At 41.1% G+C, this 25368-nt stretch carries 21 protein-coding genes; 15 read left to right on the top strand and 6 right to left on the bottom strand.

The window, feature by feature from the left end; translation table 11 throughout:
* The first annotated feature begins 17 nt into the window (after positions 1-17).
* The 9 genes from H5079_RS12890 to H5079_RS12850 all read left to right on the top strand — a co-directional run bounded on the left by H5079_RS12890 (position 18) and on the right by H5079_RS12850 (position 9369).
* Positions 18-884, top strand: a complete 867-nt coding sequence (locus H5079_RS12890; RefSeq protein ID WP_011328689.1) for a phosphatidate cytidylyltransferase — start codon at positions 18-20, stop codon at positions 882-884.
* Positions 881-2086 carry a 1-deoxy-D-xylulose-5-phosphate reductoisomerase gene (ispC, locus tag H5079_RS12885; RefSeq protein WP_011328688.1) on the top strand — a complete coding sequence of 402 codons (1206 nt, stop codon included), beginning with the start codon at positions 881-883 and terminating at the stop codon, positions 2084-2086. Before H5079_RS12890 ends, ispC begins: the two co-directional genes overlap by 4 nt.
* A gap of 1 nt (position 2087) precedes the next feature.
* On the top strand, positions 2088-3446 hold the full coding sequence (gene rseP / locus H5079_RS12880; RefSeq protein ID WP_011328687.1) for a sigma E protease regulator RseP: 1359 nt from the start codon (positions 2088-2090) through the stop codon (positions 3444-3446).
* A 96-nt stretch (positions 3447-3542) separates the two neighbouring features.
* Positions 3543-6014, top strand: coding sequence for an outer membrane protein assembly factor BamA (gene bamA / locus H5079_RS12875; RefSeq protein WP_011328686.1), 2472 nt, complete (start codon positions 3543-3545; stop codon positions 6012-6014).
* 11 nt (positions 6015-6025) lie between these two features.
* Entirely contained in the window at positions 6026-6544 is a 519-nt protein-coding gene (locus H5079_RS12870) for an OmpH family outer membrane protein (protein WP_041454497.1), read from the top strand.
* 7 nt (positions 6545-6551) lie between these two features.
* Complete coding sequence (lpxD, locus tag H5079_RS12865; protein ID WP_086995295.1) at positions 6552-7574, top strand: UDP-3-O-(3-hydroxymyristoyl)glucosamine N-acyltransferase; 1023 nt, start codon at positions 6552-6554, stop codon at positions 7572-7574.
* 27 nt (positions 7575-7601) lie between these two features.
* Entirely contained in the window at positions 7602-8054 is a 453-nt protein-coding gene (gene fabZ / locus H5079_RS12860) for a 3-hydroxyacyl-ACP dehydratase FabZ (protein ID WP_011328683.1), read from the top strand.
* A 2-nt stretch (positions 8055-8056) separates the two neighbouring features.
* Complete coding sequence (gene lpxA / locus H5079_RS12855) at positions 8057-8827, top strand: acyl-ACP--UDP-N-acetylglucosamine O-acyltransferase (RefSeq protein ID WP_011328682.1); 771 nt, start codon at positions 8057-8059, stop codon at positions 8825-8827.
* A gap of 152 nt (positions 8828-8979) precedes the next feature.
* Positions 8980-9369, top strand: a complete 390-nt coding sequence (locus tag H5079_RS12850) for a septal ring lytic transglycosylase RlpA family protein (protein WP_089368555.1) — start codon at positions 8980-8982, stop codon at positions 9367-9369.
* On the opposite strand, the gene cydC is transcribed toward H5079_RS12850, so the two are convergent.
* The 5 genes from cydC to H5079_RS12825 are packed head-to-tail and all read right to left on the bottom strand — an operon-like array spanning position 9366 to position 15759.
* On the bottom strand, positions 9366-11105 hold the full coding sequence (cydC, locus tag H5079_RS12845) for a thiol reductant ABC exporter subunit CydC (RefSeq protein WP_182684244.1): 1740 nt from the start codon (positions 11103-11105) through the stop codon (positions 9366-9368). The two genes, H5079_RS12850 and cydC, sit on opposite strands and share 4 nt — an antisense overlap.
* Positions 11098-12873 carry a thiol reductant ABC exporter subunit CydD gene (gene cydD, locus H5079_RS12840; RefSeq protein WP_182684243.1) on the bottom strand — a complete coding sequence of 592 codons (1776 nt, stop codon included), beginning with the start codon at positions 12871-12873 and terminating at the stop codon, positions 11098-11100. Before cydD ends, cydC begins: the two co-directional genes overlap by 8 nt.
* Positions 12863-13027, bottom strand: a complete 165-nt coding sequence (gene cydX, locus H5079_RS12835; RefSeq protein ID WP_011328678.1) for a cytochrome bd-I oxidase subunit CydX — start codon at positions 13025-13027, stop codon at positions 12863-12865. The genes cydD and cydX overlap by 11 nt, the downstream gene beginning before the upstream one ends.
* Positions 13028-13039: 12 nt before the next feature.
* On the bottom strand, positions 13040-14179 hold the full coding sequence (gene cydB / locus H5079_RS12830; protein ID WP_011328677.1) for a cytochrome d ubiquinol oxidase subunit II: 1140 nt from the start codon (positions 14177-14179) through the stop codon (positions 13040-13042).
* The gene (locus H5079_RS12825) at positions 14176-15759 is read right to left on the bottom strand and encodes a cytochrome ubiquinol oxidase subunit I (protein WP_182684242.1); all 1584 of its coding nucleotides are present in this window, start codon (positions 15757-15759) and stop codon (positions 14176-14178) included. Before H5079_RS12825 ends, cydB begins: the two co-directional genes overlap by 4 nt.
* 335 nt (positions 15760-16094) lie before the next feature.
* Here H5079_RS12825 and lpxB point away from each other — a divergent pair, with 335 nt between their 5' ends.
* The 6 genes from lpxB (at position 16095) to H5079_RS12795 (ending at position 24376) form a co-directional block, all read left to right on the top strand.
* On the top strand, positions 16095-17252 hold the full coding sequence (gene lpxB, locus H5079_RS12820) for a lipid-A-disaccharide synthase (RefSeq protein ID WP_011328675.1): 1158 nt from the start codon (positions 16095-16097) through the stop codon (positions 17250-17252).
* A complete protein-coding gene (gene rnhB / locus H5079_RS12815) occupies positions 17242-17844 on the top strand; it encodes a ribonuclease HII (protein ID WP_011328674.1) in 603 nt (200 codons plus the stop codon). Before lpxB ends, rnhB begins: the two co-directional genes overlap by 11 nt.
* A gap of 2 nt (positions 17845-17846) precedes the next feature.
* Positions 17847-21338 (top strand): DNA polymerase III subunit alpha, encoded by a 3492-nt coding sequence (dnaE, locus tag H5079_RS12810; RefSeq protein WP_086995284.1) that lies wholly within the window; start codon positions 17847-17849, stop codon positions 21336-21338.
* A gap of 16 nt (positions 21339-21354) precedes the next feature.
* Positions 21355-22314 carry an acetyl-CoA carboxylase carboxyl transferase subunit alpha gene (accA, locus tag H5079_RS12805; protein ID WP_011328672.1) on the top strand — a complete coding sequence of 320 codons (960 nt, stop codon included), beginning with the start codon at positions 21355-21357 and terminating at the stop codon, positions 22312-22314.
* Between the two features lie 404 nt (positions 22315-22718).
* Positions 22719-24026: a tRNA lysidine(34) synthetase TilS gene (gene tilS, locus H5079_RS12800; protein WP_089368972.1), complete on the top strand. Its 1308-nt coding sequence runs from the start codon at positions 22719-22721 to the stop codon at positions 24024-24026.
* Positions 24026-24376, top strand: a complete 351-nt coding sequence (locus H5079_RS12795) for a hypothetical protein (protein WP_011328670.1) — start codon at positions 24026-24028, stop codon at positions 24374-24376. The genes tilS and H5079_RS12795 overlap by 1 nt, the downstream gene beginning before the upstream one ends.
* An 88-nt stretch (positions 24377-24464) precedes the next feature.
* On the opposite strand, the gene H5079_RS12790 is transcribed toward H5079_RS12795, so the two are convergent.
* Entirely contained in the window at positions 24465-25361 is an 897-nt protein-coding gene (locus H5079_RS12790) for a GGDEF domain-containing protein (protein ID WP_182684241.1), read from the bottom strand.
* Positions 25362-25368: the final 7 nt, after the last annotated feature.

Raw genomic sequence — 25368 nt, 5'->3', positions numbered from 1 at the left:
GAATAAGGGTCATAATTTTGTTAAAACAACGCATTCTAACCTCACTCGTGCTAGCACCATTAGCGCTTGCTTTGGTTTTTTACACCCCACTGACATTATTTAGTTATTTTGCGGGTGCAATTGTATTAATGGGCGCATGGGAATGGTCTGCTTTTATGGGGCTGTGCAATAAACTTAAGCGCAGCGCTTTTGTACTTTTAGTTGCCGCTTTGCTAGCGTTACTAAACCTGCACTGGCCAATCGAATCACTTTGGCAAGATGGCAAATTGGTAGGTGATGCAAATTACTTATTTACGCTGTCGTTTGCATGGTGGATTGTTGCTAGTTATTTAGTATGGCGCTACCCAGAAATGGCTAAAGCATGGAACGAAGGCATAGTAATGCGCGGTATTGCCGGATTACTAACGTTAGTGCCTTTATGGTTAGCCCTAAATACGCTGCGCAGTGCGCAATATACCGAATCTAGTCATTTTGGCTCTATGCTTATTTTAGTGGTTTTAGGAATCGTATGGAGCGCCGATATTGGTGCCTACTTTACAGGTAAAAGCTTTGGTAAGCGTAAGCTCATGCCAAAAGTAAGCCCAAATAAAACTATTGAAGGTTTAGCCGGCGGCGTTGTCGCTGCAGTTATATTTGTGCTTACATTTTGTCATTTTACCGACGTAGATTTAATTGTATGGCCAATTTACGCCATTATGACTGTGTTTATTGCCTTGTTTTCAGCGGTGGGTGATTTGCTTGAAAGCATGTTTAAACGCGAAGCAGGACTTAAAGACAGCGGTAATTGCTTGCCAGGACATGGCGGGATTTTAGATCGTATTGATAGCCTAACCGCAGCCGCACCTATGTTTGTAATGTGTTATGCGTGGACTTTGAGTTTATGAGTGAAAAGCAGCAACTGGTAATTCTAGGGGCTACAGGCTCTATTGGCCTTAATACCTTAGATGTTGTGGCAAGAAATACTCAGCAGTTTAGTGTTTTTGCATTAGCTGCTGGGAAAAATGCTAAAAAAATGGCTGAGCTATGCATTGCGCATCAGCCACGCTATGGCGTTATGGCAACACAAAGCGCTGCTAAGCAATTGTCGTTATATTTAAGTAATACGCCATGTAAAACGCAGATAATGCATGGTGAGCAGGCTATGAGCGAGCTGTGTGGGCATCCAGAGGTTGATGCTGTCATGTCGGCAATTGTCGGTGCTGCAGGGTTATTGCCGACGTTAAGCGCAGTAGAAGCCGGAAAAAAAGTACTGCTCGCCAATAAAGAATCTTTGGTAATGTCGGGTCAGTTGTTTATTGATAAAGTAAAACAACACAAAGCGACATTGCTACCAATAGACAGTGAACATAACGCTATTTTTCAATGTTTACCGTACTCTCTACAAAATGCGCAAGGCGATCAACACCTGCAATCTCATGGCGTAAGTAAAATATTACTTACCGGCTCAGGCGGCCCATTTTTAACCCGTGATATAAATACCCTTAAAGATGTAACCATAGCAGAAGCCGTGGCGCACCCTAATTGGTCTATGGGACAAAAAATATCGGTAGATTCAGCCACCATGATGAACAAAGGGCTTGAGTTTATTGAAGCTAAATGGCTGTTTAACTGCGACCCGAGTGATATTGATGTGGTTATTCATCCACAGAGTATAATTCATTCTATGGTGCAATATCACGACGGCTCAATTTTAGCGCAAATGGGTAACCCTGATATGCGTACCCCAATTGCCCATGCATTAGCTTACCCTGAGCGCATAAATGCAGGGGTTAAGCCGTTAAACTTTTCAGATATTAGTGACTTTTCGTTCACTAAACCTGACTTTTCTCGTTACCCTAATTTACAACTAGCGATTGATGCGTGTAGCGCAGGGCAAGGCGCAACAACGACAGTGAATGCCGCAAACGAGATCGCGGTAAGTGCATTTTTAAATGGTGAAATTGGTTTTACCGATATATACACAATAAATGCACAGACTCTCGAAGCGGCCACGTACACCAATGTGCAAAGCTTAGATGAAATTTTAGAGTGCGATAGATTAGCGCGTTTAAGCGCATCGCAGTTTATAACAAAAGTGACGCATTAATATGTTCGATTTTTTTTGGAATCTCGGCTCATTTATTTTAGCGCTGGGCATTTTAGTTACAGTACATGAATACGGCCACTTTTGGGTGGCGCGTAAAGCCGGCGTTAAAGTGCTGCGCTTTTCTATCGGCTTTGGTAAACCATTGCTAAAATGGCGTGATAAATACGATACCGAGTACGTTATAGCAGCCATACCTTTGGGTGGTTATGTAAAAATGCTCGATGAGCGGGTTGATGAAGTACCTGCAAATCAGCGTCATTTATCGTTTAATGCTAAGTCGGTACAAGCGCGTATAGCGATTGTTGCTGCGGGGCCCGTTGCTAACTTTATATTTGCTATATTTGCACTTGCCGTTATGTATATGGTGGGTGTGCAATCAGTAAAACCTGTTGTTGGCAGTGTGGTTGAAGGCAGTCGTGCAGCGCAAGCGGGATTAATGCCGAGCCAACAAATTATTAAAATTGGTGATGATGAAATTACCACCTGGCAAGACGCAACCTTTGCGCTTATGTCGAGTTTAGGTGATAAAAGCGTTGCAGTAACTGTACGTAACGAAAACTATCAGCAGCAAACAAAAATGCTCAATTTAGACGGCTGGAAACTTGATCAGCAAGACGTGCCACCATTGAGCTCTCTAGGCATAGTACCATTTAGGCCACAAGCAACACTTAGTATTGCTGCGGTTACTAAAAGCTCTGCTGCAGAGCTGGCAGGGTTAAAAATAAATGATACTATTGTGGCTGTAAATGGCGAAACAATAAGCAATTGGCAGCAATTAGTTAATCTTATTACCCAATCGGCTAACAAATCATTACAATTTAGTGTAAAAAGACAGGACACTATAAAAATAATATCGGTAATACCTCAAGCTAGGGTTAACGCTCAGGGCATAGAGCAAGGCTTTTTAGGGGTTGCACCAATAGTAGAAAAATGGCCGCAAGGTTATATAGAAACTAGACATTATGGCCCGCTCGATAGTATTGTGCGAGGTAGTAAAGAAACGTGGCGATTAATTACCCTTAGCTTTGATATGATAGGTAATTTAATTACAGGCCAAATTTCGGTTAAAAATTTAAGTGGCCCAGTAGGCATTGCCGTAGGCGCGGGGACTAGCGTAAGCTACGGTTTCGTTGCGTTTTTAAGCTTTTTAGCACTGATCAGTGTTAACTTGGGTGTATTTAATTTATTGCCCTTGCCAGTGCTTGATGGCGGACACTTAATGTATTACATAATTGAACTTTTTCGTAAAAAGCCAGTCTCTGAAAAGACACAAGAGTTTGGTTTTAAAGTGGGTGCGTTACTACTCATTTTTTTAACATGTTTCGCTTTGTTCAATGATGTATCGCGTTTGTCGTTTTAACGTGACAATGACTAATTAGAACCACGATTGTACAGCTCGTAAGTTTACTTTTCGATGCTAAGCGGTAATACAGTTGTAAAGGATAAATATAATAAAATGGCTATAAAAAAACATTTGGTAGTTTCAAGTTTATTGGGTGCAAGCTTTGCAGCCCTAGGCCAAAACTCCTTTATTGTTGAAGATCTCAAAGTTGAGGGTTTACAGCGTGTAGCACTGGGTGCTGCATTAACGCATATTCCTATTAACGTGGGCGATAATGTTGATGAGTACACGATTTCAAAAACAATCAAGTCTCTCTACCGCTCAGGTCACTTTGACAATATAAAAGCGCTACGCGACGGTAATAACGTTGTTTTTAAAGTAACTGAACGCCCAACAATTAGCTTTATTGAGTTTGATGGCAATAAAGATATTAAAGATGAGCAGCTTAATCAGTCACTTGATCAGCAAAATATTCGCCAAGGCGAGCCACTAGATAAAACCGTTATTGATAATATAGAAAAAGGCTTAACTGAATTTTTCCATAGTATTGGTAAATACAACGCTAAAGTTGATATTAGTATCACTAAACTGCCGCGTAACCGGGTTAAACTTAAATTAAAATTTGATGAAGGTGATGCTGCATCAATTCGTCAAATTAACTTGGTAGGTAATGAACTTTTTTCTAATGAAGAGCTATTACAACTGGCTGAGTCGCAACAAGACTTACCTTGGTGGCAGTTTATGGGCAGCGACCGCTACCAAAAACAAACCATTGAAGGCGATTTAGAAAAAATTCGTAGCTTTTATTTAGACCGTGGTTACCTACGTTTTAACATAGACTCTACCCAAGTGTCGGTTAGCCCAGAGCGTGAGTCTGTATACGTTACAGCTAACTTAACTGAAGGCGTAAAATATAAAGTTAAAGGTTTTGACTTTATTGGTGACTTACTTGGTCGCGAAGACTTAATTAAAAGTGTTATTCCACTACGAGCGGGTGAGTTATATAACGGCTCAGTGGTTACCTCTTCAGAAGAATTTATAAAAAGCTACTTAGCGCGTTTTGGTTATGCCAATGCTGAAGTACGCACAATTCCGCAAATTGATGACGAAAATCAAGAAGTACAACTAACCTTATCGGTTAACCCTGGTAAGCGTGTTTATGTGCGCCGGATTATTGTTGGTGGTAACCAAAGTACTGCAGATGAAGTGCTACGCCGCGAAATGACACAGCTTGAAGGCGCATGGTTATCTAACCAAAGCTTAGAGCGTTCAAAATTACAAATTCAGCGTTTACCTTATATGGAAAAAGTTGATTTTAACGTTGTGCCAGTCCCAGGTGTTGATGACCAAGTAGATGTTGATTTTACGGTTAAAGAGCAGTCGGCTGGTAGCTTTAATGCCGGCTTAGCGTATGGCTCATACCTTGGTTTACAGTTTAATATTGGTGTAACAGAATCTAACTTTTTAGGTACTGGTAATCAAATAGGCTTTAATATTAATACCTCGCGTGGTTCTGAGCGTGTGAGCGTGTCTTATACCGACCCATACTTCACGCCAGATGGCGTATCGCAAGGTAGCAGTATTTTTTACAGTAACTACGATGCAAGTAAGTTTAGTTTGATCGACTATAAGTCGAAAAGCTATGGATTGGGGACTAATATAGGCTTCCCAATTGATGCGGTTAACCGCATTAACTTTGGTGTTCGTTGGATTCAAGAAGAGCTTTCAGATATTGCAGAGTACGAGCAAACGCGTGTACTGCGTGAAACCTTCTTAGACCAAGACAACCCAGATGCTGGTTTTGACTTTACTAAATATGAGTTAAGTGCTGGCTGGTCTCGCGTTACGGTAAACCGTGGTTTATTCCCAACAGCGGGCTCACGTCAAACGCTAAACTTAACAGCAACAACGCCGAATTCTGACTTAAAATACTTTAAGTTAAACTATGATTCGCGTTTTTACTGGCCAATATCGAACGACCATCGCTGGGTGTTCTCAACCCGTGCGGCGTTAGGTTACGGTAATGGTTATGGCTCAACTAACGGCTACGACCAAGTACTGCCATTCCAAGAATACTTCCGTATTACTGAAATGGAACTACGTGGTTTTGACCGAAATACAATCTTACCACGCGCAATTGCACGTATACCGCAATCAATTCCGGGTACACCTTTACCAGATGGCTCAACCACAGGTAATATAGGCGGCTCATCAGAATTTGATGTGCTAGTACCACAAGGTCGAATTGGTGGTAATGCTAAAGCGGTAGCAGGTATGGAATTAATTGTACCTACACCGTTTTTAGATGAAGAAAATACTAGCTCAGTACGTACCAGTTTCTTTGTTGATGCTGCTAACGTATGGGATACCGAGTTTAACGTAGACCGTTACCAAAATTTAGCAGCCGATGAGCGAGCTAAATTAGATGATTACTCTGATCCAATGCGTTTTAGGGTTTCAACCGGTTTATCATTACAGTGGATCTCTCCAATGGGTCCAATGCTGATTAGTTTTGCGTATCCATTGCAAAAAGAAGAAGATGACGATACGAAGACCATCAGTTTTAATATTAGTAACAGCTTTTAAAGGAGTTTTTTGTGAATAAATTATTTAAATCAACGGCAGTAGCTGTTTTAGCAACACTTATGATGGGCACCTCGGTAAGTGCATTTGCACATAAAGTTGGTATTGTAGACATGCAAGAAATCTACAAGCAAATACCACAAATGGCTAAAATTGAGCAATCTCTACAAACTGAGTTTGCAGAGCGCCGTCAAGAGTTAGAAAAGCTACAAGGCGATATTCGCTTTGAAGCTGAAAAGTTCAAGCGTGAAAGTACCACTATGAGCCAAGCGCAAAAAGATAAACTGCGTGACAAAATTCAGGGTATGCAAAAAAACCTTGCTGAAGTAGGTCGTCCTCTTGAGCAAGAAATTAAAGCACGCCAAAACCAAGAGCTTGCAAAAGTGCAGGGTTTAATTATCAAAACAATTGAAGACATTGCTAAAGATGGCGACTTTGATGAAGTTAAAGTTAAAGATACAACTATTTACTTTAACCCTAAAAAAGTAACTGATCTTTCTAATAAAGTAGTTGCTGCAGTGAGTAAGAAATAATTAAGTTATGCAAAATTATACGCTTTCGCAAATAGCGGAACTTCTAAGCGCCGAGCTGCAAGGTGATGGCGCTTTAGAAATAACAAAAATAGCAACACTTGCACATGCCCGCTCAGGGCATATTGCATTTTTAGCGAATAAGAAATATCGCTCGCAACTTGAAGCGACTCAAGCCAGTGCTGTCATTGTTAGTGAAGCAGATGCTCCTTACTTTAACGGCAATAAACTAATAGTTTCAAATCCGTATGTAAGTTACGCCAAGCTTGCGCAATTAATGGATACGACGCCACGCTCTGCCGCAACAGGCATTCATCCAAGCGCGGTTGTTCACCCAAATGCGACAGTAAGTAAAAGTGCCGCTATTGGCGCTAATACGGTAATTGAAAGCAATGCGATAATTAACGATAACGTACAAATTGGTCCGAACAGTTTTATTGGTGAAGGTGTTAAAATAGGCTCAGGCACTAAGCTTTGGTCGAATGTAACTATTTATCATAATGTTGAAATTGGCTCAGATTGTTTGTTGCAAGCCAATAGCGTTATAGGTAGTGATGGTTTTGGTTATGCTAATGAGCGTGGGCAATGGATTAAAATTCCTCAGCTTGGCTCTGTTATTATTGGTGATAAAGTTGAAATTGGCGCAAGTACTACAATTGATCGTGGTGCACTTGATGATACTATTATCCATAGTAATGTAATTATTGATAACCAATGCCAAATAGCACATAACGTTGAAGTTAACTCAGGCACAGCTATTGCTGGTTGTACTGTACTTGCTGGTAGCGTCACCATAGGTAAAAACTGCCAAATTGGCGGCATGACAGCAATTAATGGTCACATGAGCGTCTGTGATGGTGTTATAATTACGGGTATGAGTATGGTGACAAAATCAATCACCGAGCCAGGTATCTATTCATCTGGCATACCTCATACTACAAACAAAGAATGGCGTAAATCAATCGCTCACTTGCGTAACCTTTCTGAAATGAAAAGCCGTATTAAAGCACTTGAGCAATTAAATAAGCCATAAACGTTGAACACTAATGAGGATGCTATTTTGGCAAACGAATTAAATAGCCTTGATATTCAAGAAATTTTAAGTTTATTACCGCATCGCTACCCGATGTTATTAGTTGATAGAGTAATTGACTTTACACCTGGCAAATCTTTGCATGCTATTAAAAATGTGACTATAAACGAACCCATTTTTACCGGGCATTTCCCAAATCAGCCAATTTTTCCGGGTGTATTAATATTAGAAGCCATGGCTCAAGCAACTGGGTTACTTGGCTTTAAAACGGTTGAAAACCGTAGCGAAAATGAATTGTATTTGTTTGCAGCTGTAGATAATGCACGTTTTAAAAAACCAGTACTTCCTGGTGATACTATGCATTTACATGTTGAGTTTTTAAAAGAACGTCGTAATTTATGGAAGTTTGCAGCAGAAGCAAAAGTCGATGGCAAGCTAGTATGTAGCGCCGAAATTATGTGTGCGAGAAGAGAGTTTTAATTGTGATTCATCCAACGGCAATAATCGAACCAGGCGCGACACTAGGCAGCAATGTTTCAGTGGGACCATATAGTTATATTGGCAATGATGTTGTCATTGGTGATAACTGTATTATTGAGTCTCATGTTGTAGTTAAAGGCCCATCAACTATCGGTTCTGGAAATCATATTTTTCAGTTTGCGTCGGTTGGTGAAGCATGCCAAGACAAAAAGTACAACAACGAACCAACATCGCTCACTATTGGTGACAATAATATTATTCGCGAATGCGTTACAATTCACCGTGGCACAATTCAAGATCAGGGCGTAACCATTATAGGTAGTAATAACCTGTTTATGGCCTATACCCATGTTGCTCACGATGCAGTGATTGGCGATAATGTTATATTTGCTAATAACGCCAGTGTAGCAGGGCATGTACATATTGGTGACTGGGTTATTCTTGCGGGCAACTCAGGTATACATCAGTTTTGTAAGGTAGGCGCACATGCATTTGTAGGCATGTATTCAGCTATTAATAAAGATGTACCACCATTTGTTACCACTATAGGTATACCTGCAGGTCCAGTTGCAATTAATACTGAGGGCATGAAACGCCGTGGTTTTCAAAGCGATGAGATAATGGCTGTACGCCGTGCTTATAAAGTATTTTATCGTAAAAGCCTAGGTGTAGATGAAGCAATTGAGTCACTTAGCGAAGATGCGCAAAAGTATCCAGCAGTACAGTTAATGATAGATTTTGTTAAAAGCTCAGAGCGCGGTATCGTACGATAAACGCTTTTAGCTTATATAAAAAACCACCTAAGAGTAATCGATGGTGGTTTTTTATTGCTTATTATTTATAATTATTAGTGAGTAATTCAGGATCAGCTCAGGCAAGCAGCTGTAGGCTAGTTGCTAATTATATCAATTACATAAGCTATTAAATGATACTTAAAAAACTCACTGTTACTTTTATTGCTATTATCCTTGCAGGTTGTAGTAGTCAACCACTTGTAAAATCAAGCTCAGGGGAGCTGACACAGCTTGGCAAAGCATCATTTTATGCCGATAAATACCAAGGAAGAACCACCGCAAATGGCGAACGCTTTGATCAGCAAGCAGCAACGGCAGCGCATCTTAAGCTGGCCTTTGGTACTAAAGTGAAAGTAACAAACCTAGCAAATAATAAGTCGGTAATAGTGAGAATTAACGACCGAGGTCCTTATATACGCGGGCGTATTATAGATTTATCGAGCAGTATGTTTAAAAAGATAGCCGACCCTAAAGTCGGCGTTATTGATGTGCAAGTTACCGTAATAGATAAAGCGAATTAAAAACGGATAGTAAGTGACGTGTAAGCAGGATCGCTAAGTAATTGCTGATGGGTGCCTTGTGCTATTACGCGCCCATCCTCTAACCAAATAATATTATCCATATGCTCAAGCAGGGCTGGATCATGGGTAATAGTAAGTACACTGGCGTTACTCATAACTTGCATAATGGCATGCATTACACTTTGTTTAGATTGATTATCTAGCCCTTCTGTTGGCTCATCAAGCACTAAAATAGCGGGTTTTTGCAATAAAGCCTGCGCAATCGCAATCCGCCTCGACTGACCTTGTGACACATTACGCCCGCCGGTACCTAAGCGAGTATTTAACCCCGATTTTAACTCAGTAAACCACGGGCTAAGTTGTGCATGCGCTAGTGCATCTAGCATTTGCGCTTTAGTTGCATTAGGCGCTGCATAGCATAGGTTTTCTTTTAAAGTGCCATCAAAAATATGATGCTGTTGAGCCAAAATATTAATTAACCTTGCTCGATTATCATTACTTAATAAATGCAAATCAACGCAGTTGCCTTGCTCACTCAAGGTAATATTGCCTTGTTGCAGTGGCCATAAACCGGTGAGTAAGTTAACTAAGGTGGTTTTACCGCTGCCGCTTCTACCAACAATGGCCACTTTTTGCTGCGGCTTTAGCTCAAAACTCACGTCATTTAATGCTGGGTTTTTATCGTAACAATAACTAATGTTCTTAAGTGTTAGTGAGGGATTTTGCAAAGCCAAATTATTATTTATAGCGGCATCATATTGCGTATTAGCATTTACGGCTTTATCTTCAAGCGTAAATAAACGTTCAGCTGCTTTTAACACATTTGGTAATTCAATAAACGCATTTGGCAGGAGTAACACACTCTCAAAGCTGGCGAGCACAAATAGGCTTAGCATTGCCAGCTCAACATTAACCATGGCATTACTGTAAACCAGGGGCGCTATGGTCACAATACTTGCGATCATGGCCAGTTGTACAACTAATAAGCTTAAACCATCGGTATTAGCCAGCGCCTTGTGGCGAATAAACAGTTGCTGATTATACTGCTCGCTTAAATCATCGCACTTAGCAATTTGCTGCTCCCGAGCTTGGTAAATACTCAGTTCTCTAAGGCCGGTTAAAGTATCGGAAAGCTCAGAGCGCAGCTGTGCACTTAACTGTGTTTCTTTGTGGCTGTTTTTATTTAATTTAGCGCTAAGAAAAGCAGGTAAAACGACGCCAATCAGAACAATGCCAGTAAAACAAATAAGTGCGACATCGGCGTTGTATGCCGACATAAACAGCATAATAATAGGCACGCTTAATAGCGCAACTAACATAGGTAATAATACGTTTAAGTAAAACTTATCTAGCGCGTCTACATCGTTTTGGAGCCGATTAACTAAATCGGCGCTGCGGCTCATTGCTAAGTCAACATTATTGAGTTTACTGAGGGTAGAGAACACACTAACGCGAATTTCACTTAGCATTAAAAACGTAGCATTGTGAGTTACTAAGCGTTCGCCATACCGTGATGCGGTGCGTACAATCGCTAAAAAGCGAATAGTACCCGCTGGAGTAAAGTAATTCATTTGTGTACCGGCAATACCGGCTGCCGCCATTGAGGCTAAAAACCAGCCCGATATAGCCAGTAACCCCACATTAGCAAGTACTGTAAGTGTGGCTAAAAAGGTACCCAACAACATAGCTTTGTAGTGAGGACGGCACAGTTTTAGTAAGCGAATAAAATTATGCATGAACTGCTCCTTGCTGTGCTGTTTGCAGTAAAGTGGCAAACTCACCATCTTCAGCCGCTAAGCTATTAAAGCAACCTTGCTGAGCTATTTTGCCATTGTGCATTACAATAAGTTGCTCAGCATTTTTGACTGTATTGAGCCGATGGGCAATAACTAGCACTAAATTATTTTTTGCATAATCAGCTATAGCATGTTGAATAACTTGTTCGGTTTCGCTATCAAGGTGCGCAGTAGGTTCGTCAAGTACCAATACAGGTGCTTGTTTTATAAAAGCACGCGCAAGGGCAATACGTTGCTTTTGACCACCAGAAAGTCCCTCACCTTGCTCGCCAATTAAAGTATTAAAACCATCAGGCAGTGCCTTTATAAAGCTCAAAGCGCCTGCTTGCTTTGCTGCATGCTCAAGCTCTTGTTGCGTTGCATTAGGCTTTGCTAATTTAATATTGGCAGCAATAGTGTCGTAAAATAACGTGGCTGATTGCGGTATCCACGCAATGTGGCTTTGTAATTGCCCAATATGTGCAGTACTTAAAATTTGCTGATTAATACTTATATGCTTAATGACCTCGGGGTGAAACCCCAATAAACAATCAAACAGGGTACTTTTACCCGAGCCACTAGCACCAACAACGGCAATTAACCCTTTGTTGGGTAGAGATAAGTTTATATTTTTTATTCCTTCGTCACTATTTGGGTAGGTAAAGCTAAGGTTATTAACTGTAATTGAGCTAATAGTAGCGCTAATTTTGTCTGTGGTGTGTTCGCTTTGTTGCTCAGGCAATGGGGCATTTAAAATTATTAGCATGTCGGCGGCGGCACTTATACCTTGCAAGCGCGCATGATAGTGGCTGCCTAATTGACGCAGCGGCAAATAAAATTCAGGCGCTAACAGTAAAACCACAAAACCAGTGGCAAAATCAAGTGTGCCAAAAAACAATCTAAAACCAATAATAACCGCCACTAAGGCCACACTAATGGTTGCTAAAAACTCCAATGCAAATGATGATAAAAAAGCAATTTTTAATACGCTAAGTGTTGCGTGTCTAAAGTCATCAGATATTTTAGCAATTTGTTTTAGCTCTAAGCGAGTGGCGTTAAATAGTTTAAGTTGGGTAAGCCCTTGTACGCGATCAAAAAAGTAATTCCCTAATACCGTCAGTTGTTGCCAACGTTGTTGATTAAGCGCTTCGGCTTTTGAGCCAACTAAAATCATAAAAAAAGGAATAAGCGGCGCAGTTAATAAAAATATTAGCCCAGCTTTGTAATCTGTCGGAAAAATAACGATTAATATAGCCAGCGGAATAAGCGCACTGTAGGCAACGCCAGGTAGGTACTTAGCATAATAATCGTGTAGCGCTTCTACACCATTGTGCAATGTATTGAGGGTAGCACCTTGGCCATGTTGCTCTACATAGCTTGGCCCAAGCAGGCTGAGCTTATTAAGTAGGGTTTGGCGCATTGCCGACTTTATTTTAAGTGCAGCATAAGCGCTAAAGCGTTCACTTAGTGTTAAAAATACCGCGCGCAGTAAAATAATACCGGCCAAAGGCCATAATAAGTAGGTGATTTCAGCCAAACTATACTGTTCAAAAATTACATTATGAATAGCTTGAGCAAGTAAATAAGCACCTGCAATCATGAGTAATGCGTTAACAGTACCCAGTGCAATGCTTAGCTTTAATAGCATTGCAGCGGGTTTACTTTGACGCTTTAAAAAAGCGCGCAAAGACTGCTGTTGCGCGCGATCAGGGCGGGTGTTAGTCGTCATTTTTAGTTGTGTTAGTCTCTTTTAATAAATCATGCATTACTTGCTCGTCATCAGCAATACTGTCTTTATTTTGCTGAAACTCATACCACATTACATTTATTACACCTAAGGTACAGGCTAAAAGTACACCTAAAATCCAAGCGAAATACCACATAGTTTAGTCTCCTTAGTAGCTACCGTGAGGGTTGTTTTCTATTTCTTCTACCGTAACGCGGCGCCACATTTTTACGTAACACCAGGTGGTGTAAGATAAAATAATTGGCACAAAAATAACTACGGCAACAAACATAACGTTAAGCGTCATATGGCTCGACACCGCATCCCAAATAGTTAAACTAATATTTGGGTTATTACTCGATGGCATAATAAAGGGGAACAGTGATACGCCTGCCGTCATAATAATGCCTATTAACATTAAGCTAGTTGAAGCAAGCCCTAATGCGGGTTTATTTAATTTAGAGAACAACAATGCACTGAGTGCCATTGCAAACGCTAAAATAGGGAAGGTCATAGTCCAAGGGCGCTCACTGTAATTAGTTAGCCAAGCACCTTGCGCAGTTGTAACTACTTTTGCCAGTGGGTCGGCATGGCTTTGTGTATCCGGCATAGATACAATTTGATAACCCGTTAAATTAGCAACCCAAAAACCAGCTGCTGCAAATAGCACAATAAATAGAATAAGTGCATAACGACCATATTGCCCTGAGCGCTCTGCAACTAAGCTAGCAGTACGCAATTGTAGCCACATACCTGCATGAGCTATTAACATAGTAATACTAATTACACCTACTAACAGTGCAAATGGGTTAAGTAGTGCAAAAAACGAACCTTGGTAACTTACTCGTAAAAAGTTATCAATGCTAAAAGGCACACCTAAAAATAGGTTACCAAAGGCCACACCAAATACTAATGCAGGAATGGCACTACCAGCAAATAGGCCCCAGTCCCAGTTATTACGCCAGCGTTTTGAATCTACTTTACTGCGGTAATCAAACCCAAGTGGTCTAAAAAATAATGCAAACAATACCAGCATCATAGCAAAATAAAAGCCTGAAAAAGCCGCTGCATATACCATAGGCCACGCGGCAAATAGTGCACCACCGGCGGTAATAAACCATACTTGGTTGCCATCCCAATGCGGGCCAATAGTATTAATAACGGTGCGGCGCTCTGAATCAGTTTTACCCACTAGGCGCAGCAGCATAGCAACGCCCATATCCATGCCGTCGGTAATTGCAAAGCCAATTAGCAGTATGCCTATGATCAACCACCATAGCATTTTTAATGTTTCATAATCAAAAATCATGATTGCTCTCCTCTACCTTCAGTGGTGTTATTAGGTAGTTCAAAGTGATACTTACCGGTATGTAGTGAGCTTGGGCCTTGCTTAATAAAGCGTAGCATTAACCAACCTTCAACAATGGCTAAGCCGGTATAAAATACAATAAACCCAGTTAAGCTAATTAAAATATCCTTTACCGTTAGCGTAGAAGTTGCTAAAAAGGTTGGTAATATTTCAGAAATAGCCCAAGGCTGGCGACCATATTCAGCCACAATCCAACCAAATTCAATGGCTATCCACGGCAGTGGAATACTTAAAACAGTAGCCCATAATAGCCAACGTTTTTGCTCAATAACTCGCTGCGCGTTATAGTAAAAAGCAAGAATAAACACACCCAGCATTAATACGCCACAGCCAACCATAATACGAAAAGACCAAAACATTGGGCCCACTTTAGGAAAAGAGTCTTTAACTGCTTTTTGAATTTGCTCTTCTGTGGCATCTACTACATCAGATGTATAACGCTTCAGTAATAGGCCGTAGCCTAAATCGTCTTTTAGGGTGTTAAATTTAGCGACGTTTTCAGGTGTGTCATCACCAGCGCGCAGTTTTACTAGGTATTCGTACGCAATCATACCGTTACGAATTCGCACTTCGTGTTGTTTTTCTAGATCGTTAATACCGGTCACTTGCTCATCGAGCGAGCGCGTTGCAATAAGCCCTAATGCATACGGGATTTTTACAGCGCCGTGAGTTACCTGCTTTTCTGAATCGGGGAAACCTATAAGTGTAAACGCTGCTGGGGCTTCTTCGGTATGCCATTCTGCTTCAATGGTGGCCAGTTTTACTTTTTGCACTTCGCCTACTTCATAACCCGATTCATCGCCGAGTAAAATAACACAAAAAATAGAGGCTAAACCAAAGCCAGAGGCGACTGAAAACGAGCGTTTAGCAAAGGCTAAGTCGCGTCCTTTTAAAATATAATAACCACTAATACCGAGCACAAACATAGATGCAGCAACATAACCTGCAGATACAGTATGAATAAATTTAACCTGTGCTACAGGGTTAAATACCAGCTCTGCAAAGCTGGTCATTTCCATGCGCATGGTTTGGTAATTAAACTCGGCACCTACTGGGTTTTGCATCCAGCCGTTGGCAATTAAAATCCATAACGCCGACATGTTAGTACCAATTGCCATTAAAAAGGTAGCACCTAAGTGCTGGCGTTTAGAGAGTCTATCCCAACCTAAAAAGAACATACCCACAAAAGTTGATTCTAAAAAGAATGCCATTAACCCTTCAATTGCTAAGGGAGCCCCAAAAACATCACCTACGTAATGGGAGTAATAAGACCAGTTGGTACCAAACTCAAACTCCATGGTAAGACCCGTAGCCACACCAATTGCAAAGTTAATACCAAACAATTTCCCCCAAAACTTAGTCATATCGCGATAAATTTCACGACCGGTCATAACATAAACCGATTCCATAATAACTAAGATCCAAGTCATACCTATGGTTAAAGGTACAAATAAGAAGTGAAAGAGGGCGGTAACAGCGAACTGCAATCGCGATAGATCCACAAAGGTTTCATCTATCATGTTTAGCTCCTAAATATGTGATGTAGTTACAGCACAAAGCAATAATTTGACGGGTGCGTTGGTTTTATAAGGTTTCAGTAATTACTGAAAGTTGCGTTAGTATTTACTTTTGACCATTTGAAGTCAATATTTATATTAGTAAAACTCAATATAAGCGGTTAGTGCTTAATCAGTATCAAAAGCATACAGTACCTGGGCTATTTTTAGCAAATTTAAGCACTTAGTTTTAAGCATTTAATCCAATACGAAAACGCGGTAAACTAGGTTCAATTAACGCCCAGAGCCTGTTAACCCATAAAGGCAAACAGGCCCTAGTTTACGTGTGAAAAAATCAAATGAATAAAGATCAAAAACAACTACGAATTGGTATTGTGGCAGGTGAACTGTCGGGCGATATTTTAGGTGAAGGCTTAATTAAAGCACTTAAAAAGCATTTTCCCGATGCGATTTTTGAAGGTATAGCGGGCCCTAAAATGCAGGCGCAAGGCTGTAACACGCTTTACGACATGGATGAATTATCGGTAATGGGGTTGGTTGAAGTATTAGGGCGCCTACCACGCTTACTTAAAATACGTAAACAACTGGTGCAACATTTTATTGATAACCCACCCGATGTATTTATTGGCATAGATGCGCCCGATTTTAACTTGCGCGTAGAAAAACCCCTTAAAGACGCCGGAATTAAAACAGTACAATACGTAAGCCCCTCGGTTTGGGCATGGCGAGAAAAACGCATTCATACCATAAGTGCTGCTACTAACTTAGTGCTTGCATTATTACCGTTTGAAAAAGAATTTTACGACAAGCACCAAGTACCTTGTACATTTGTAGGGCACACATTAGCAGACGATATAGCGCTTGAGCACGACGATAGCAAAGCCCGCAAAGAGCTAGGTTTAAGCCCAGATGATAAAGTACTTGCCCTGCTACCTGGTAGTCGCGGCTCAGAAGTAGGCTTATTAAGCGAAACCTATATTAAAACAGCCGTGCAGTTACAAGCGCAAAACCCAGCACTTAAAATTGTGGTGCCATTGGTTAACGCCAAACGCAAAGCGCAGTTTACTGAAATTTTAAATGCTACTGCGCCAACGCTTAAAATTAGTTTGCTGGATGGACAATCAAAACAAGCTATGCAAGCAGCCGATGCTATTTTATTAGCGTCGGGTACTGCCACGCTTGAGGGCATGCTGTATAAAAAGCCCATGGTAGTGGGTTATAAAATTAAACCACTGAGCTATTGGATTTTTAAAACCTTATTTACCTTTAATATAAAGTATTTTTCATTGCCGAATTTATTGGCCGATGAAGAACTCGTACCCGAGTTTTTGCAAAGTGAGTGCAATGTAGCTAATTTAACGCAAGCACTTACGCCTATGCTAAATACCGATAACCAAGCATTAAAAGCACGCTTTTTAGCGATCCACAAAAAAATTAGGTTAAATGCCAGCGAACAAGCAGCCAATGCTGTAGCGGAGTTAATAAATGCAAATTGAACGACCCAATGTAGCCCTTATTGCCGGTGTTGACGAAGTAGGGCGTGGCCCCCTTGTTGGCGACGTAGTTACTGCTGCCGTTATTTTAGATCCCTCAAAGCCTATTGCAGGTTTAGCAGATTCAAAAAAATTAACGGATAAAAAACGCCAAGCGCTTGCCATTGAAATTCAAGAAAAAGCATTGTGTTACGCGTATGGTCGTTGCAGCCCAACAGAGATTGATGAGCTAAATATTCTGCACGCCACTATGCTTGCCATGACTCGCGCAGTAGAGGGGCTAAGCACGCAACCTGAATTTGTATTTATAGATGGCAACCGCCTACCTAAGTTAACCATGCCAGCGCAAGCAATAGTAAAAGGCGACAGCTTAGTAGCCGAAATTTCAGCCGCTTCTATTTTAGCTAAAGTAGCGCGCGACAACGAAATGGTAGAGCTAGATAAACGCCACCCAGAATATGGTTTTGCAGGGCATAAAGGCTATCCAACCAAAGCGCATTTTGCAGCACTTGAGCAATATGGCGCAATAAAGGAGCATCGTAAAAGCTTTAAACCAGTGCAACGTGTATTAGCGCAAGCCAAAGGTGAGGCGTAAACATGGCAGCTCCAGATTTTGTTCACTTAAGAGTTCACTCTGATTTTTCGATGGTTGATGGCCTTGCCAAAACCAAGCCAATTGTAGCCAAAGCACAAGAACTACAAATGCCGGCAATTGCTATTACCGACCAAATGAACTTATGTGGCTTAGTGCGCTTTTACGAAACAGCCCACAGCACAGGTATAAAACCTATAGTGGGTGCTGACTTTTGGCTACGCAGCCCTGAGTTTGAAAACGAGCCAAGCCGCATTACTATTTTAGCAAAAGACAATCAAGGTTATAAAAACCTCACTTTATTAATATCTAAAGCATATCAGCGCGGGCATGTATTTCATCGCCCGGTGATTGATCGTGATTGGCTAATAGAACTTAAAGCCGGGTTAATAATACTCTCTGGTGCAAAAGACGGCGATTTAGGTAAAGCGTTATTAAAAAATAATCCGAGTGTTATTGAATCGGTTGTTAGTTTTTATAAACAGCATTTTAGTGATAACTACTACCTTGAGCTGGTTCGAACTAATCGACCGCTTGAAGAAGATTACTTGCACATGGCGGTAGAGCTTGCTGCTAAAGAGCAATTACCCGTTGTGGCCACTAACGAAGTGGTGTTTTTAAAACCAGAAAACTTTGAAGCACACGAAATTCGCGTGGCTATTTTTGATGGTTATACACTGGATGATAAACGCCGCCCTAAACGATTTTCAGAAGAGCAATACTTAAAAACGCCAGAGCAAATGGCTGAGTTATTTAGCGACATTCCAGAGGCATTACAAAACACCGTAGAAATAGCCAAACGCTGTAATGTAACGGTGCAGCTTGGCACTTACTTTTTGCCAGATTATCCGACCGGCTCACTTAAAATTGAAGACTTTTTAGTTAAGGTGTCACAAGACGGTCTTGAAGAGCGATTGCAGTTTTTATTTCCTGATGAGCAAGAGCGTAAAGAAAAACGCGTTGAATACGATGAGCGTCTAGATATAGAGCTTGGTGTAATTAACGAAATGGGATTCCCTGGTTATTTCTTAATCGTAATGGAATTTATTCAGTGGAGCAAAGATAACAATATTCCAGTTGGCCCTGGGCGTGGGTCAGGTGCAGGATCACTGGTAGCCTACGCGCTTAAAATTACCGACCTTGATCCATTGGAATTTGACTTGCTGTTTGAGCGGTTTTTGAACCCAGAACGTATTTCAATGCCCGACTTCGACGTCGATTTTTGTATGGATAGGCGCGATGAGGTGATTGATCATGTATCGGCCTTGTATGGGCGTAACGCGGTATCGCAAATTATTACCTTTGGAACCATGGCGGCAAAAGCGGTAATACGCGATGTTGGCCGAGTGCTAGGTCACCCGTACGGTTTTGTTGATCGTATTTCAAAAATGATCCCAGGCGATCCTGGGATGACACTTGCCAAGGCATTTGATATAGAGCCACGCTTGCAAGAAGCCTACGATGGCGACAATGAAGTAAAAGATTTAATCGACATGTGTCGTATTCTCGAAGGGTGTACACGTAACGCCGGTAAACATGCGGGTGGGGTAGTAATATCGCCCACCACAATTACCGACTTTGCTGCTCTTTATTGCGATGACGAAGGTAAGTTTCCGGTTACTCAGTTTGATAAAAACGATGTAGAAACTGCCGGTTTAGTTAAGTTTGACTTTTTAGGCTTACGAACGCTGACTATATTGCAGTGGGCGCTCGACATGACCAACGAGCGCTTAGCGCGCACCGGTAAAGAACCAGTAGATATTAATACTATTCCGTTGGATGATAAAAAGAGTATTGAGTTACTACTGCGCGCCGAAACGACTGCGGTGTTTCAGCTAGAATCACGGGGCATGAAAGACTTAGTAAGGCGCTTAAAGCCCGACAGCTTTGAAGATATGATTGCTTTAGTAGCCTTGTTTCGACCCGGTCCGCTGCAATCGGGCATGGTAGATAACTTTATCGACCGAAAATTAGGCCGCGAAGAAATCTCATACCCCGATGCGCAGTATCAGCACGAAAGCTTAAAACCTATTTTAGAGCCAACCTACGGCATTATTTTGTATCAAGAACAAGTAATGCAAATAGCCCAAGTATTAGCAGGCTATACACTAGGCGGCGCCGATATGCTGCGCCGTGCTATGGGTAAGAAAAAGCCCGAAGAAATGGCAAAACAGCGTTCAACATTTGAAGATGGTGCGCGAAATAACGGCATTGACGGCGAACTAGCAATTAAGATCTTCGATCTGGTAGAAAAGTTCGCAGGTTATGGTTTTAATAAATCGCACTCCGCTGCGTATGCATTAGTGTCGTATCAAACACTGTGGATGAAAACCCATCATCCAGCAGAGTTTATGGCTGCGGTAATGTCGGCCGATATGGATAATACCGACAAAATAGTTATTTTGGTGGATGAATGTGAAAACATGAAACTCACCTTGCTCCCGCCTGATGTGAATGCAGGCGAGTTCAAATTTACAGTAAACCTGCAAGGCGAAATTGTTTACGGTATTGGCGCTATTAAAGGAGTAGGTGAAGCACCTGTAGATGCAATTTTAGAAGCACGCGCTAAGGGCGGACCATTTAAAGATTTATTTGATTTTTGTGCCCGTGTTGATTTAAAACGCTTAAATAAACGTGTAACCGAAAAACTTATTTATTCAGGGGCACTTGATCAGCTAGGCCCTGAAAAAACTCAATCAGGGCGCGCCACGTTATTGGCAAGCTTAAAAAGTGCCATGCGCGCCGCCGATCAGCACAATAAAGCAGAGTTATTAGGACAAAGTGATTTATTTGGCTTATTAGCCACTGAACCCGATGAAGTAGAGCAAGCCTTTATTAAAGCCACAGGACTCACCGATAACGAATGGCTCGATGGCGAAAAAGAAACTCTTGGTCTTTATTTAACCGGTCATCCAATAAATCAATATCGCCGCGAGCTAAAATATTATACCAGTGGTAAATTGGTCGATTTACAGCCTACTAATCGCGATGTAGTATCTACAGCTGCAGGGCTTGTAATTTCGGCCAGAGTGCTAATTAATAAAAAAGGAAATAGGTGGGCATTAATAACTTTAGATGACAAGAGCGCCCGCATTGATGTACGCTTATATTCAGATGAGTTTGAAAAATACCAAGATATGCTCCAAGTTAATAATATTTTGGTGATATCTGGACAGGTCAGCTTTGATAACTTCTCTGGTGGTATTACAATGACCGCCAGAGAAATAAACACCATTGCTCAAGCGCGTGAAAAACGTATTAAAGCGATTAAAATGACGCTGAACATGGTGCAAGTCGAGGCAGGTTTCTTCGATAAATTACAAAAAGTACTCGAACCATATAAAATGGGAACGTGTCCGATCAAGGTTTATTACCAACGCCCAGATGCATTGGCGCAATTAACCCTAGGGATCGAATGGTGTGTTACGCCAAGTGACGACTTAATTCATAAGTTATCGCTAATGGCAGCGCAAGATGTAGAACTAGAATTTAACTAATTAGGTAGTTTAGAGCATGAGCCTCAATTATCTTGATTTTGAGCTTCCGATTGCAGAATTAGAAGTGAAAATTGAAGAATTACAAAATGTAAGCCGCGCTGGCGAATTAGACCTTGAATTAGAAGAGGAAGTCAGCAAGCTAAAAGAGAAAAGCGACCGATTAAAAGAGAAAATATTCTCTGAACTTGGCGCTTGGCAAGTATCACAGCTGGCACGTCATCCGTTGCGTCCTTATACTCGAGATTATATCGAGCGTATTTTTACGGAGTTTGACGAGTTTGCAGGTGATCGTACTTTTGCTAATGATCCGGCAATTTTAGGTGGTATAGCGCGTTTAGATGGCGAACCAGTAATGGTTATTGGCCAACAAAAAGGCCGTGGTACCGCTGAAAAAATTAAACGTAACTTTGGTATGCCAAAGCCTGAAGGATACCGTAAAGCATTGCGCTTAATGGAAATGGCTGAGCGTTTTAAAATGCCAATTATGACCTTTATCGACACCCCTGGAGCTTATCCTGGTGTGGGTGCTGAAGAGCGTGGCCAGTCAGAAGCTATCGCCCGTAACCTTAAAGTAATGGCCTCTTTAAAAGTGCCAACTATTTGTACGGTTATTGGTGAAGGTGGATCGGGTGGTGCGTTAGCAATTGGTGTTGGCGATCGTGTTAACATGTTGCAATACAGTACTTACTCAGTAATTTCTCCTGAAGGGTGTGCGTCTATTTTATGGAAAAGCGCCGATAAAGCCCCACTTGCTGCTGAAGCTATGGGTGTAACTGCTAAGCGAGTTAAAGAGTTAGACCTAATTAACAACTTAGTAGATGAGCCATTAGGTGGAGCGCACCGTAATTATGATGCTATGGCACGTAATTTAAAAGTGCGATTAAAGCGTGACTTAGCCGACCTACAAGCACTTTCGCTTGAAGAGATGCTTGATCAGCGCTACAAACGCTTAATGTCGTTTGGTTATTGCTCTTAAATTCTTTTAATAATTAGCAATAAATATTTAAAAAAGCCGCTTATGCGGTTTTTTTGTTTTAAAATGGCTAAAATCAAGTACCTAAAACTTAGGGTCTGTTTATCTTTCAAGGTTAAATTTACAGCAGTGTGTTTGGTATTTAGGCAAGGCAGAGCCTATGTGGTGTGGTTATTCCCCATAAATAGGCGATAACGTAGGATCAATGCCAAACATGCGCTGCCCGAAGGGTTCTACCTAGGGGCGATTGACTCTTTGTTGCTCGGTTTTTACTTAGCCCACTAGGTTACAAACCTCGCGCCGTGATTAAATCGCCCCTAGTTTGAATAAATTTTAATCCGCAAAGGTCAACAGACCCTAGTATTTTAAAATTATTGGCTAAATTATCTGGAGCTCAGGTTAAATTAATGCACACATCGCTTATTTATCAACAAGTAAAACAATCATTGGGTCAATATATTGAGCAAGGTCATAGGGTGTTTACTGTGGCACTTTCTGGTGGCGTTGATTCTGTGGTGTTACTGCATTTAATGCATGCTTTACGAGTGCAGGATCCTGCACTGCAAGTTTCTGCTATTTATATACACCATGGTTTGAGCCAGTATGCCGACGACTGGCAGGTTTTTTGTCAAACCCTGTGCAATGAGCTAAATGTGCCATTTCAAACGGCTAAAGTAAATATAGAGCAGCAGTCACGCACGAGCCTAGAGGCGCAAGCGCGCGATGCTCGTTACCAAGCATTAGATGAGCTAAGCCCACATGGCAGCATTATTTTACTTGGGCAACATTTAAACGACCAAATAGAAACCTTTTTACTGCGCTTAAAACGTGGCTCGGGTTTAAAAGGTTTAGGTGCAATGCAGCGCGAGCGCACTTTAACCAGCGGGCGATTATGTTTCAGGCCGCTGTTAGCGGTAAAACGCAGTGATATAGAAGCCTTTGCGGCGCAATATGCACTTAACCATGTTACCGATGATTCTAATACTGATGAGCGCTTTGAGCGTAACTTTATGCGCCAGCAAGTTGTGCCAATATTAGCAGCGCGCTTTAATGGTTTTGAACAATGTACCGCTCGCAGTATTAGTTTACTGCAGCAGCAACACGCTTTACTCAACGAATATACTCACATTGATTTAACGCAATGCGTTAATTCTCAGCAGGCGTTAAATATAAGTGCTATTGCCAAATTTACTCCGATTAGAACAGCCAATGTAGTACGTGCATGGCTAGAGCTATTTACTCATGTATTACCATCGCAAAAGCAGCTGGAGCAAATAATTAATCAGGCTATTGCAGCTAAAAGCGATGCACAAATGCTTATTGAGCTTAGTGATGGACAAATACGCCGCCATCAAGGGCATTTATATTTTGTTGTACCAAGTACGCAAATATTAAACAACACACTAATTACTCGCAGTGAGCTAAAGCTTGCCGATGGTCGCTTACTAAAAAAACACAGTGGCGTAGGAGTCAGAGCGCCAACTGCAGATGAGCAAGTAAGCGTGCGTTTTAATTGTAATAGTGCGCGCATCAAACCTTTAAAAAAACCAGGAAGTAATACGCTCAAGCATTGGTTTAAAGATGCAAAAGTGGCTCCTTGGCTGCGTGCTAATGTGCCGTTAATTTTTTATAATGATGACCTAGTACAAGTGGTAGGCTATTTTATAAGTGCTAACCATAGTGATGAAAACGGTATTTATTGGGAGTGTAAATAATGAGTAAGGAGCCGCATGTAGGCTTATCGTTAGTAAATAAAGCACCACAAGGTATGCTAATTACAGCGGTTATTGCTGTGCTTGCTAATTATTTTTTAACGCTTGATATAGTGACATTAGGCTGCGCTATAGCGGGTGGAATAGTGTGCGCTAGTATTTTACTGGCTTATTGGTTAGGTAAAGGTGGGCTGTTTTTTATTTTAGGAGTGAGTGTACCGCTGTTGTTAGTGTTATTTACGCCACTTGCTAGCATTGCTGCATTACTTAATTTACTCAGTGGTTTCTTTTTTGGTTTTTGCATTGCGTTGGTTATGTATAAGTTTTTATCGGCAAAGTTGCTCCCTAAGTAGGTAGACTTATTAAAACTACTTAGGCAGCAATAAAAAGCCTAGCGGGGGAAGCTAGGCTTTTTATTTACAACAATATTAACCGCTGTACTTAATATGCTTTGGCGCAATTTCGTCCCGCTGCTTTGGCTTTATATAAACCCTTATCGGCTCGCGAAAAAACATCGTTTTCGGTGTCTTGGCTACTCGCTAAAGTAAAGCCAATACTGGTAGTAACTAAGTACTGCGCCATTATTTTTGAGTTTTTAACGCGTTGCATAATGCGCTCAGCTATTACTTTATTAGTAGTAAACTCAGGATCTTCAATGAGTATTGCAAATTCATCGCCACCAAATCTAAATACAGAGTCAGTGCCTCGAATAGAGCCATTAAGTACTAAGGCAAACTCTTTAAGTACATCGTCACCCACTTTATGACCAAAATTATCGTTTACTTGCTTAAAACTGTCTAAATCAAGCAACATTAAACTAAATGGGCGCTGGTAACGGCGGCAGTTTTCAAGCTTTTGCAGTAAGGTGTCATTAAATTGACTTCTATTGCTTAGTCCAGTTAATGCATCTTTTGTGGCAAGTTTTAATACCCGGTTATACATTATCGCATTACGTAAAGGGTAGAGCAGCGCACTATGAAAATATTGTAGTTTTTTTTCTATGGCCACACTCAGTGGGTATTTACTAAAGTATATTAATTGCCCTAAATTACTGTTCTCTACATTTAAATCAAAGGTATAAGAAAGCGTATCAATATCGCAATCAGGCGTTTGCACTGTACCTAGCGCCGACTTGAACTGTATTCCTGAAAAATTTAGCAGTTGTTTTGCAAATTTTGCATAAATAGCTAATATATCTTCGAGTATTAAACTGGTTTGTAATTTTGCAGCTAGCTCTTGCGTTGCTGCCGGTTCATTTTTACGATAATGCTCAGCCGAAAACGGCAAAAACTCTCCGCGTCCAGCAATACGTTGTGTCAATATATGCACATTTTCCATTGATTTA

Origin of the sequence: Pseudoalteromonas sp. SG44-5 (genome assembly GCF_014164175.1) — a bacterium.
In the GTDB taxonomy this organism is placed as follows: Bacteria; Pseudomonadota; Gammaproteobacteria; order Enterobacterales; family Alteromonadaceae; genus Pseudoalteromonas; species Pseudoalteromonas nigrifaciens.
The sequence above is the reverse complement of the archived record's forward strand: the minus strand, read 5'-3'. Positions and strand labels throughout refer to the sequence as shown.